The organism is Lysobacter zhanggongensis (genome assembly GCF_046638635.1).
GTDB classification, from domain to species: domain Bacteria; phylum Pseudomonadota; class Gammaproteobacteria; order Xanthomonadales; family Xanthomonadaceae; genus Novilysobacter; species Novilysobacter luteus.
Genome location: NZ_JBJXHK010000069.1, coordinates 1 through 11,067 on the forward strand (window position 1 = coordinate 1; position 11,067 = coordinate 11,067).

Genomic DNA, 11,067 nt, shown 5'->3' on the forward strand with positions numbered 1-11,067 from the left:
CGGTCGCGCGGCCGATCGGACCACCGGCGCCGCCGATGCCGCCGACCGTGCCGGCGATCCCGCCCTGCAGCGCGGTCGGCGAAGTGCCCATGACCCCGGCCGTCCCCAGCTGGCCGGTGGCGTCGGTCATTGCGGGGCCGGTGGTAAAGCCGGCGACGCCTGCCGAGGCGGTCTGGTTGAGGGCGTCGTCGCCGACCAGTTGCCCGAGTACGCCATCAAGCGTGCGATGGAACACCTGCGCCGGGAACACGGTGGCCTGGGTATGCACGGGGTTCTGGTCGCGCGGCAGCCCGCGGTAGGCGATCCGCGGCTGGACCGTGCGGGTGACGATCAGTACCGGGTCCGGACCGGTGCCCGGCGCGGTCGAAGGCGCGTCCTGCGCGCAGACGGCCGGAACGACCACCAGGCCCGCAAGGGCGGCGGCCGCGCGGAGCACGCGCTTGGAAAGGATGACGACGGCGATTGACATGGAGCCCCCGGAAAAGTCCGCGGCGCGGGTCTGCACCGCGGCGGCGGAGGGTCCAACGCGAGTTCCGTGCCATCCATGCAAACGCATGAATCCCTTGGATTTTCTGGATCAGACTCGACGGGTTGCCCCACGCGTGCTACCGGAATGTTGCGGCGGTGCAACGTTTGCGCGCCGGTCGATTCCCCCGAATCCCCCGGTCAGCGCGTGGACACCGCCGTCACGCGCGTGTCGCGCCCATCGGGACGGCAGCGCGCGCGCCGTTGCCTTACTGCAACCCGGCAATCGCGTGCGAGGATGTCCGCTTTCCTGTCCCAATGCGTATACGCGCGCGTATGAACTCCACGCCGTTCCCCAACGCCGACGAGGCGCCTGCCGACTTCATCGAGGTCATCCCCGATGCACTGGACCCGGCCCACTGCCGTGCCTGGATCGAGCGCTTCCAGGCCAGCGGCGCCGCCGCGCCCGGCCGGGTGGGCGGCGGCGTGCACGTCGAGCTCAAGGACAGCGTGGACCTGACCATCAGCGGGCGGCCGGAATGGCGCGACGCGGAGGCCGCGCTCAACCAGGCGGTGTTCAAGGGCGTGCTGCGCTATCTGCGTCGCTGGCCGCACGCGCTGATCGCACCACTGATGCTGGAGGTGGCCGATGCCGACGGCAGCCGCCACCGGCTGACCCCCGAGCGGCTGCGGGCGATGGACGACGCGGCGCTGGCGCCGGTGGTGCAGACGGTGCTGCGCCCGGGTGCGATCAACCTGCAGCGTTACACCGCCGGCCGTGGCGGGTATCCCTACTGGCACTGCGAGCTGTATCCGCGCGATCCGCACGCCGAGACGCTGCACCGCCACCTGCTGTGGACGGTCTACCTCAACGACGGTTTCGGCCAGGGCGAGACCGAGTTCCTCTACCAGCAGCGCAAGGTCGCGCCGCGCACCGGTTCGCTGCTGATCGCGCCGGCCGCCTTCACCCACACCCACCGCGGCAACCGCCCGGACGGCGGCGACAAGTTCATCGCCACCAGCTGGGTGCTGTTCCAGCGGGCGGAGAAATTGTTCGGCGGCTGAGGTTGCCGGATCGAGTGCGGCTCAGCGCGGGTGGTTGAGCACCAGCCAGTACAGCCCGACCTGCTTGACGGCCCACACGAACTGCTCGAAGTCGACCGGCTTCTGGATGTAGCTGTTGACGCCGAGCGCGTAGCTGGCCTCGACGTCGAACGGCTCGGTGCTGGTGGTGAGCACCACCACCGGCAGGGTGCGGGTCGCCTCGTTGGCACGGATGGCCTGCAACACCTCGCGCCCGTCGACCTTCGGCAAGTTGAGGTCGAGCAGCACGATCGAGGGCAGGTCCCCGGGGTCGCGGCCCTCGTGCCGCCCGCGGGCGAACAGGTAATCGAGCGCCTCGGCGCCGTCGCCGACCACCACCAGGCGGTTGGCGATCTTGGCCTCGTCGAATGCGAGCCGGGTCAGCTCGACGTCGTCGGGGTTGTCTTCGACCAGCAGGATGTCCTTGTGCATCACTCGGGTTCTTCCACGGCCGGCGCCTCGGGCGGGGCGGCTGGCAGTTCTAGGTTGAAGGTGGCACCGGCACCCGGCTCCGATTGCGCCGTGATGCGGCCGCCATGTCGCTCGGCGATGCGCTCTGCTATCGCCAACCCGAGTCCATGGCCGCCCCCCTCGTCCGGCCCGTGCAGGCGCTGGAACGGTTGGAACAGCTTGTGAGCATATCGCATGTCGAAACCGCTACCGGCGTCGCGCACCACCAGTCGCAGGCCGCCGTCGAGCGGCTCGCCGGCGACTTCGATCCAGACCTTTTCCCGCTCGCGCGAGAACTTCCAGGCGTTGTCCAGCAACTGTCCCAGGAGCAGCTTCAGCAGCCGTTCGTCGCCGTGGGCTTGCAGGCCCGGCTGGACGTGCAGCTCGACCGCGCGATGCGGCTCGGCTTCCTGCAACTCGGCCAGTACCCACTCGGCCAGCAGGCCCAGGTCGACCGGGCGCGGCCGGAGCTCGACCCCGGTCACGTGCGACAGCTCCGCCAGCGCGGCCAGCAGGCTGGTCATGTGCGAGGCGGCGTTGAGGATGCGATCGAGGTGGTCGCGGCTGGTCTCGTCGAGGCTGTCACCGGCGCGTGCGGCCAGCCGCCGGGAGAAGCTCTCGATCGATCGCAACGGCGCGCGCAGGTCGTGCGCGACCGCGTCGGCGAACAGCTGCAGCTGCCGGGTGGAGGCATCCAGCGCGGCGGCGCGTTCGCGCGCGGCCTCCTGCAACACCGCCCGTGCGGCGTGCTCGGCGGTGACGTCACGCAACTGCACGACCAGGTACTGCGGCGCGCCATCGGCATCGCGCATGAGCGCGGCATTGGTGTGCACCCAGATCGGCTTGCCGTCGGCGCGCAGGTAGCGCTTCCGGTTGTCGATCACCCGCTGGCGGCCGTCAATCAAACCGGCGATGCCGTCAAGGGTGAGTCCGCGGTCCTCGGGGTGGATCGACTCGGTGACCGGTTTGCCAACGAGCGTCTCGGCGTTGCATCCGAGCATGCGCCCGATCGCCGGGTTGACCTCGCGCCAGCGCCCGTCGAGGTCGACGATCGCCATGCCGATGCCCGACGCGGCCATCGCCACGCGGAAGCAGTCGTCTCCGGTGGCGGTCGTGGGGCTGGTGGCGGACTGGGGCATTGGCTCGCGGACGGGTTTTCGGTGGAGTGTAGTGGTTGCGGTCGTGACGGGCCGGTGCATCGCGGTGCGTGATTTCGCGATGTACCGCACAATGCCGTCCATGGACCTGGGCCCGTTCACATTGCAACAGGTGATGTTCCTGCTGATCCTGGCGGGCGGGCTTTACCTGTTCGTCAGCGAGCGCCTGCGCATCGACGTGAGCGCCATGCTGGTGCTGCTGGCGCTGGTGGTGACCGGCATCCTCGACGAGAACCAGGCGCTGTCGGGGTTCGCAAGCGAGCCGGCGATCATCGTCGCCGCGGTGTTCGTGGTCTCCGGTGGGCTGGCGGCGACCGGCATCACCGAGCACATCGGCCAGTGGATCGGTCGCGCGTCGGGCAAGAGCGAGTCGCGCGCGATCGCGGTAACGATGCCGGCCGTCGCGGCGATGGCGTCGTTCACCCACCACGTGATGGTGACGGCGATGATGCTGCCGATCCTCACGCGGTTCGCCAAGGCGCGCGGGTTGTCGGTGTCGCGGCTGCTGATGCCGATGTCGCTGGCCGCCTCGCTCGGCACTTGCCTGACCCTGGTCAGCGCACCGGCGTTCCTGCTGGCCGACAACATGCTCGAGCGCACCGGCGCCGAGGGACTGGGGATCTTCTCGATCACCCCGATCGGCATCGCGCTGGTCGTGATCGGCGTGGTCTACATGCTGCTGGCGCGCTGGCTGCTGCCCAAGCGCAGCGGTTCCGGTGGCGACGACGAGTACCTGCGGCTGGACCGCTATCGCACCGAGTTGCTGGTGACCGACGGTTCGCGTTGGAGCACGCGTCCGCTGGCCGAGTTGCAGAAGACGCTCGGCGACAAGTTCCGGATGATCGGCTGGTTGCGCGACGGCCGGGTGCGCCGCGACCTCGGCCCCAGCAGCCCGCTGATCAGCGGCGACGTGCTGCTGGTGGAGGCTTCGGCCGACGCGCTGGCCTCGCTGCACGACGATACCGGGCTGGACCTGTATCCGATCGCCAAGTTCACCGCCAAGACCCGCGACGGCGACCCGGGCGAGGCCGACGACCTGCAGCTGGTGCAGGCAGTGGTGGCACCGGGTTCGGAGTTCATCGGCCGCAGCATCCGCGAGCTGGATTTCTCCAACCAGTTCAAGGCGGTGATCGCCGGCCTGTGGCGGCGCGGCGCGGACATGGCGCCGCGGCTGGCCGACGCCCGCCTGCGCGAAGGCGACCTTCTCGTTTTGTGGGGCAGGCCGGCGCGGTTCGCCGAGCTGGCGACCCACCACGGCTTCCTGATGCTGGTCCCGTTCGCCGGCGAGGCCAAGCGCCGCCAGCGCGCACCGCTGGCGCTGGCGATCCTCGGGGTGACCATCATCGCCGCGGTGACCGAATGGCTGCCGGTACCGCTGGCGTTCCTGCTCGGCGCGGTCGCGATCGTCGCCACGCGCTGCGTCGACATCGGCCAGGCCTACCGCGAGATCGACGTGCGGGTGTTCGTCCTGATTGCCGGCGTCATCCCGCTCGGTATCGCGATGGAACAGACCGGCACCGCGCAGCTGCTGGCCTCCGGCCTGCGCAACGTGGTCGCCGACTGGCCGGTGCTGGCGGTGCTGCTGGTGCTGTTCACCATGGCAGCACTGCTGACCCAGATCCTGTCGGACTCGGCCACCACCGTCCTGCTGGGGCCGATAGCGATCGAACTGGCGCAATCGCTGGGCGTGGCCCCCACGCCGTTCGTGGTGTGCACGGCGCTCGGCGCGGTGGTCGCGTTCCTGACCCCGATCGGCCACCACGGCAACCTGCTGATCCTCGGGCCCGGGCAATACCGGTTCGGCGACTTCGTGCGGATCGGCGTCCCACTGACCGTGGTGGTTGCCCTGGTCAGCGCCTGGATGACGCGCTGGCTGTGGCTCGGCGGTCCGCTGCTGCCGTCATTCGGCGGTTGAGCAACGGCCGCCTGGCCTAGAACAGCTCGCCTTGCGGCGACGGCTTGCGTGGTGCAACGAACCGCGTCCCATCCAGTGGCGGCAGCCGGCCGTAGCCCAGGCGCCGGTGGGCCTTCGCGAAGCGCTGGCCGATCAGTTGGGCGAACGGCCCTTCGCCGCGGATGCGGGTACCGAAGCCGCTGTCGTAGTCTTTGCCGCCACGCATTTGCTGGATCAGGCTCATCACGTGCGCGGCGCGCTCGGGATAGTGCAACTCCAGCCATTCGCGCCAGACCTGCTTGAGCTCGTGCGGCAGTCGCAGCAGCACGTACCCCGCCGCGCGGGCGCCATGGTCGTGGGCGGCCTCGAGGATGTGCTCGATTTCGTGGTCGGTGATCATCGGCACCACCGGTGCGACCATCACCCCAACCGGCACCCCGGCATCGCTCAAGGCGCGCATCGCGCGAAGCTTGGCGCGGGGCGCGGATGCGCGCGGCTCCATCCGCGACGCCAGGCGGTTGTCCAGGGTGGTGACCGAGAAGTACACGGTGACCAGCCGGTCGCGCGCCATCGCCGCGAGCAGGTCGAGGTCGCGCTCGATCATCGCGCTCTTGGTGACGAAGCTCACCGGGTGGCGGCATTCGGCCAGCACCTCGAGCACCTCTCGGGTGATCCGGTAGCGCCGCTCGATCGGCTGATAGGCATCGGTGTTGATGCCCAGGGCGATCGGCGCGGCGACGTAGCCCGGCCGGGCCAGCTCGTGGCGCAACCGCTCGGCGGCGTTGGTCTTGGCGTAGAGCCGGGTCTCGAAGTCCAGCCCGGGCGACAGGTCCAGGTAAGCGTGCGACGGCCGGGCGAAGCAGTACACGCAGCCGTGCTCGCAGCCGCGGTACGGGTTCACCGACTGGCTGAAGCCGACGTCGGGCGAATCGTTGCGGGTCACCACGCTGCGCGCGCGCTCTTCGGTCACCTCGGTCCGCGGACGCGGGGTCTCGGCGATGTCCTCGTACACCGATCCCCAGCCGTCGTCGGCGCCTTCGGCACGCGTCACGGCATAGCGGCCGGCCACATGGGATGCGGCGCCGCGACCCTTGATCGGCGCCTGGGCTTTGCGGGCATCGTCCATGCCGCTTAGCCTATGGGTGCGCCGTCGCACCGCAAGCGACGCCTGCTTAATCGTTCAGGGGACACCGATGGTCGATGGGCTGCAACAACTGTGGCGCGACCTGGTGACGTTCGACCACCTGGCCCTGGTGCTCACCGCCGGCTGGGTCGCCTACGTGCTGTGGCTGGGCCTGTGGATCGTGCTGCAGAAGCGCTCGCCGGCCGCGACCCTGAGCTGGCTGATCAGCCTGGCAGCCCTGCCCTACCTGGGCTTCCTGGTCTACTACGTGTTCGGACCGCAGCGGATCCACCGCCAGCGCTTGCGCCGGACCCGCGCCCGCGCCTCGCTGCCGGCGCCGCCGCCAGGGCACACGCCGACGCCGGAAGCCCTTGAACTGGCCCGGCTGGCGCAGGGCAGCACCGGCCTGCCGCCGACCACGGCCACACGCGCGGACCTGCTGGTCGACGGCGCCGCCAAGTACGACGCGTTGCTGGCCGCGGTGGCCGATGCCCGGGTACACGTCCACCTCGAGTACTACATCTACGAGCCCGACCGCACCGGCACCGCCCTGCGCGACGCCCTGGTCGAGCGCGCGCGCGCCGGGGTCGAGGTGCGGCTGCTGCTCGACGCGGTCGGCGCCAAGCGGGTCTCGAGCCGCTTCCTGCAGCCGCTGGTGGATGCCGGCGGCGAGGTCGCCTGGTTCCATCCGATGAAGGCGCGCTGGTTCTGGAAGCGGCCGTGGCTGAACCTCCGGACCCACCGCAAGATCGTCGTGATCGATGGCCGGGTCTGCTTCACCGGCGGCATCAACATCACCGACGAGCAGGACGAGCGCCTCCGCCCGGACGCCTATCGCGACCTGCATGTCTGCCTGGAGGGCGACGTGGTGCGCTCGCTGCAGCTGGTGTTCGTCGAGGACTGGGCTTACGCCACCGGCCAGCCGCCACTGCGCCTGCCCGACCCGCCGCCGTGTCCCGGCCCGGTGGCCGCGCAGGTGGTCGTGTCGGGACCGGACTCCCCCTTGGAGGCGATCCACCGGCTCCACGTTGGCGCGATCCACGCCGCCCGCCAAAGGGTCTGGCTGGTGACGCCGTACTTCGTTCCGGGCGAGGCGGCGATGATGTCGCTGACCTCGGCCGCGCTGGGTGGGCTGGACGTCCGGCTGCTGGTTCCGAAGATGAGCGACAGCCGTCTGGTCACCTACGCGGCACGCTCGTACTTCGACGAGCTGCTGTCGGCCGGCGTGCGCATCTACGAGTACGGACCGCGGCTGCTGCACACCAAGGCGCTGCTGTGCGACGACGACCTGGCGATCATCGGCAGCGCGAACTTCGACCACCGCAGCTTCCGGCTGAACTTCGAGGTCTCGGTGCTGTTCCGCGACCGCGACCTGCACGATCGGTTGGCGACCCTGATCGAGGGGGAATGCGGCCGATCGGTGCGGGTCCGCGACGATCGCAGCCGACCGCTGTGGCGGACCCGGGTACCGGAGGCGCTGGCCAGGTTGGTTTCACCGCTGCTGTAGCGGTTGTCGGGCGGCAGCGCCGACAAGTGGCGCGCCGGCGGGGGCAGCCGGCACTGCCCGATGCCGGCCGGCCGTTAAACTCGCCCTGCCCGCCCACGGAGTCCTGCGATGCCCTGGTTGCTGTTCGTGTTCGCCTTCGCCGCACTGGCGATGGCATTTTCGGTCGCTTCCGTCGCGCTGCTGCTGGTCTGCCTGCTGGTCGCGCTGGTACTGGCGCTGGCCGGCGTGATGCAGCTGCTGGCCCGTCGGGTGGAGAGCCGCAGCGGCGACATCGCGATGATGGTCGACCCGGTGGAACTCGCGCGGATGCGCGAGCAGGCCGAGGCGCGCCGGCGGGCTGCGGCGACGTCGCCCGGCGAGGCGGCCTTCGACGAGCGCTCCTGAGGTCCGGCAACCCCGTTCCTGCTTGCGACGGGCAACGGGCGCGTTACGCTTTGCCGATGACCGTCCTCAGCGTCAACGTCAACAAGATCGCCGTGCTGCGAAATTCGCGCGGCGGCGGCGAGCCCGATGTCCTCCGCGCCGCCACGACCTGCCTTGAGGCCGGTGCCCATGGCATCACCGTGCATCCGCGGCCCGACGCGCGCCACATCCGTGCCGACGATGTGCTCGCGCTTGCCGGGCTGACCCGCTCGCGTGGCGTGGAGTTCAACCTGGAGGGCAACCCGTTCGCCCCGCCCCGCCCCGGTTACCCCGGCTTCCTGGCGCTGTGTGAGGCCGCGCGGCCGGCGCAGGCCACGCTGGTGCCCGACGGAGACGGCCAGCTCACGTCCGACCATGGCTTCGATTTCGCCCGTGATCGCGACCGGCTGCGGCCGCTGGTCGCGCAGTTGCATGGGCTCGGCTGCCGGGTCAGCCTGTTCGCCGACGCCCACCGGGACGATGCCGGGATCGAGCACGCGGCGGCCACCGGCGCCGACCGCATCGAGCTCTATACCGGGCCGTTTGCCGAGGCCATGGCCGCCGGTACGGGCCAGGCCATGCTCGCGCGCTTCGCCGCCGTCGCCCGGCACGCAAGCAGTGCCGGGCTGGGGGTCAACGCAGGTCACGACCTCAGCCAGTCCAACCTGGCGGCGTTCCTGCGCGCTGTCCCGGGCGTTCTGGAGGTGTCGATCGGACACGCCCTGGTGTCGGAAGCGCTGTACGACGGACTGGCACCGACGGTGCAGTCGTACCTGGCGATCCTCCGGGCCGCCTAGTCACCCGGTTCGCTCACACGTACAACCAAAAAAAACGCCGCCCGGAGGCGGCGTTTCCAATACGACAGTAAGCGTCTTTGTGGTGGTGCAGCCGTCAGTTCTGGACGAAGCCGATCTTCTTCATGTCGGCGGACTTCGCGTGTGCCAGAACCTTGGCGAGGATGCCGTAATCGGCATCCGGGTTGACGTCGATTTCCAGCTGCGGCTGGTTGGTCGGATCACGCTGGACGGTCTCGCGCATCATGCCCGCGATCGCGGACACCGGATACGGCGAGTTGTTCCAGAAGATCTGACCCGAAGCGTCGATGCGCAGCTTGATCGGCGGCGGCGGATCCGTCGGCGGCGGCGGCTGGGTCGAACGCTGCGGCAGGTTGACCTCGATCGGGTACGACGCGATCGGGGCGGTCACCATGAAGATGATGAGCAGCACCAGCATCACGTCGACCAGCGGGGTCACGTTGATGTCGGCCATCGCGCCGCCGCTGGAGTTGGAACTGAAAGCCATGTCCTGGTCTCCGGATTAGTTGGAACGATCCTTGATCGCGACGAAGCCCACCTTGCGCATGCCCTGCTGCTGGGCAACCTGCACCACGTCCTTGATGACGCGGTACTTGGTGGTCTTGTCGCCGCGAACATTGACCTGCGGCTGCGGGGTCTTCTGGGCCTCGACCGACAGCCGGCTCTCAAGCAACGAGGCGGTGATCGGCTCGTCGTTCCAGAACAGCTTGCCGTCCTGGGTGACCGCCAACGTGATCGGCGGCACTTCGGGGGCCAGCTGTTCCAGATTGGCCACGTCGGCCTCCGGCAACTCGACCTTCACTTTGTGCGACATCAGGGGTGCCGTGATCATGAAGATGATCAGCAGCACCAGCATCACGTCGACGAGCGGCGTGACGTTGATTTCGGCCATCGGGCCGCCGCTATCGTTGCCTGAACTGAAGGCCATATCGAACTCCAACTAACCTGTTAGTGCGACCGCGCTCAGCGCTTGGCCGCGAGCTCGCCGACGCGCGAACCGGTGGCGAAGAAGTCGTGCAGGTCGTGCGCGAAGGTGTCGAACTTGCTGTTCGTGACGCGGTTCATGCGGGTGAAGAAGTTGTACGCCAACACCGCCGGAATCGCGACGAACAGACCGATCGCGGTCATGATCAGCGCCTCGCCGACCGGGCCCGCAACCGCGTCGATCGACGCATTGCCGCTGATGCCGATGCGGATCAGGGCGTGGTAGATGCCCCACACGGTACCGAGCAGGCCGACGAACGGCGCGGTCGCACCGACGGTGGCGAGCAGGGTCAGGCCGGACTCGAGACGCATCGACTCACGGGTGACGGCCTGGCGCAGGGCGCGGTCGACGAACTCGGAGCGGTTCAGCGACTCGACCAGGCGCGAGCCCTCGTGGCGCTGGTGGTGGGCGGCGGCCTGGGCGGCGTCGAGCGCGATCTTGGAGAACGGCTCGCTGCGCTTCTGCTCTTCCATGTAGCGGATCGAGTCCTGCGCGTTGGTGGTTTCCCAGAACGTGCCGATGACGCGGTCGGAGCTGCTGCGCAGGCGCATGTTCTTGATCAGGTTGACCACGATCCAGTAGACCGAGAGGACCGAGAACAGGACCAGGGTGAGGAACACGATCCATGCGACCAGGTCGAACGCCTGGACCATGTGGGAGAAGCTCATCTGCTGGAACGCTTCGGCGTTGTTGCCTCCGGCAGCAGCAGCGGCGGTGGTGGTTTCCTGAAGCATGACGCTTACCTTTAGATGTCGTGGAAGAAGGGACTACGAGTTACAGCAACTGTGACTCAACCGCGTGTGCCGGGGATGAACCTGGGGCCATCCCGGCCGTGGTCAGTTGAGGTTGAAATCGACCGGGACGCGAACCCGGCTCGCAACCGCGACACCGTTTTCGATCTGCGGGTTGAAACGCCACTTGCGGGCCGCGTCGACCGCCGCGCGGTCCAGGTCGCGGTTGCGACTGGACTTCTCGACGTCGATGTCGATCACGTTGCCCTGCGCATCGATGCTGATGACCAGGATCACCGTGCCCTCGATCTGCGCACGCAGCGCGCTCGGGGGGTAGGTCGGCGGGTTGCGCGACTTTGACGACGGATCGACCGAACCCAGCGTGTCCTGCGGGGCGGGCGGCGCCGGCGGGGCCGGCGGCGGCGCCGGGACGTCGACCGGGCTCGGGTCGTCCA

The 11,067-nt window shown here is 69.2% G+C and carries 13 protein-coding genes; 5 read left to right on the forward strand and 8 right to left on the reverse strand.

Annotation, left to right across the window (positions count from 1 at the left end; translation table 11 throughout):
* The coding region (locus ACKVMH_RS10740; RefSeq protein ID WP_412700275.1) for a hypothetical protein at nucleotides 1-469 on the reverse strand (469 nt) is incomplete at its 3' end.
* 332 nt (nucleotides 470-801) lie between these two features.
* Here ACKVMH_RS10740 and ACKVMH_RS10745 point away from each other — a divergent pair.
* Complete coding sequence (locus tag ACKVMH_RS10745; protein ID WP_412700276.1) at nucleotides 802-1,530, forward strand: 2OG-Fe(II) oxygenase; 729 nt, start codon at nucleotides 802-804, stop codon at nucleotides 1,528-1,530.
* Between the two features lie 21 nt (nucleotides 1,531-1,551).
* Here ACKVMH_RS10745 and ACKVMH_RS10750 read toward each other — a convergent pair whose 3' ends face one another.
* Both ACKVMH_RS10750 and ACKVMH_RS10755 read right to left on the reverse strand, forming a co-directional pair.
* On the reverse strand, nucleotides 1,552-1,980 hold the full coding sequence (locus tag ACKVMH_RS10750) for a response regulator (RefSeq protein WP_215219062.1): 429 nt from the start codon (nucleotides 1,978-1,980) through the stop codon (nucleotides 1,552-1,554).
* Nucleotides 1,980-3,137 carry a sensor histidine kinase gene (locus ACKVMH_RS10755; protein ID WP_412700277.1) on the reverse strand — a complete coding sequence of 386 codons (1,158 nt, stop codon included), beginning with the start codon at nucleotides 3,135-3,137 and terminating at the stop codon, nucleotides 1,980-1,982. The genes ACKVMH_RS10750 and ACKVMH_RS10755 overlap by 1 nt, the downstream gene beginning before the upstream one ends.
* A 100-nt stretch (nucleotides 3,138-3,237) precedes the next feature.
* Between ACKVMH_RS10755 and ACKVMH_RS10760 the strand changes: the two genes are divergently transcribed.
* Nucleotides 3,238-5,070 (forward strand): SLC13 family permease, encoded by a 1,833-nt coding sequence (locus ACKVMH_RS10760; RefSeq protein WP_412700278.1) that lies wholly within the window; start codon nucleotides 3,238-3,240, stop codon nucleotides 5,068-5,070.
* 16 nt (nucleotides 5,071-5,086) lie between these two features.
* On the opposite strand, the gene ACKVMH_RS10765 is transcribed toward ACKVMH_RS10760, so the two are convergent.
* Nucleotides 5,087-6,175, reverse strand: coding sequence for a PA0069 family radical SAM protein (locus ACKVMH_RS10765; RefSeq protein ID WP_412700279.1), 1,089 nt, complete (start codon nucleotides 6,173-6,175; stop codon nucleotides 5,087-5,089).
* 67 nt (nucleotides 6,176-6,242) lie between these two features.
* Here ACKVMH_RS10765 and cls point away from each other — a divergent pair, with 67 nt between their 5' ends.
* The 3 genes from cls (at nucleotide 6,243) to ACKVMH_RS10780 (ending at nucleotide 8,878) form a co-directional block, all read left to right on the forward strand.
* Nucleotides 6,243-7,679, forward strand: coding sequence for a cardiolipin synthase (gene cls / locus ACKVMH_RS10770; RefSeq protein WP_412700280.1), 1,437 nt, complete (start codon nucleotides 6,243-6,245; stop codon nucleotides 7,677-7,679).
* 108 nt (nucleotides 7,680-7,787) lie between these two features.
* Nucleotides 7,788-8,063, forward strand: a complete 276-nt coding sequence (locus ACKVMH_RS10775; RefSeq protein ID WP_412700281.1) for a hypothetical protein — start codon at nucleotides 7,788-7,790, stop codon at nucleotides 8,061-8,063.
* Between the two features lie 56 nt (nucleotides 8,064-8,119).
* Nucleotides 8,120-8,878 carry a pyridoxine 5'-phosphate synthase gene (locus ACKVMH_RS10780; protein WP_215219068.1) on the forward strand — a complete coding sequence of 253 codons (759 nt, stop codon included), beginning with the start codon at nucleotides 8,120-8,122 and terminating at the stop codon, nucleotides 8,876-8,878.
* Nucleotides 8,879-8,972: 94 nt separating this feature from the next.
* On the opposite strand, the gene ACKVMH_RS10785 is transcribed toward ACKVMH_RS10780, so the two are convergent.
* The 4 genes from ACKVMH_RS10785 to ACKVMH_RS10800 form a co-directional block, all read right to left on the reverse strand.
* On the reverse strand, nucleotides 8,973-9,383 hold the full coding sequence (locus ACKVMH_RS10785; RefSeq protein WP_215219069.1) for an ExbD/TolR family protein: 411 nt from the start codon (nucleotides 9,381-9,383) through the stop codon (nucleotides 8,973-8,975).
* A gap of 15 nt (nucleotides 9,384-9,398) precedes the next feature.
* Complete coding sequence (locus tag ACKVMH_RS10790) at nucleotides 9,399-9,824, reverse strand: ExbD/TolR family protein (RefSeq protein ID WP_215219070.1); 426 nt, start codon at nucleotides 9,822-9,824, stop codon at nucleotides 9,399-9,401.
* A 35-nt stretch (nucleotides 9,825-9,859) separates the two neighbouring features.
* Nucleotides 9,860-10,615, reverse strand: coding sequence for a MotA/TolQ/ExbB proton channel family protein (locus tag ACKVMH_RS10795; protein WP_215219071.1), 756 nt, complete (start codon nucleotides 10,613-10,615; stop codon nucleotides 9,860-9,862).
* A gap of 102 nt (nucleotides 10,616-10,717) precedes the next feature.
* Nucleotides 10,718-11,067: energy transducer TonB (locus tag ACKVMH_RS10800; protein WP_412700282.1), on the reverse strand; the 350-nt coding region annotated here is incomplete at its 5' end.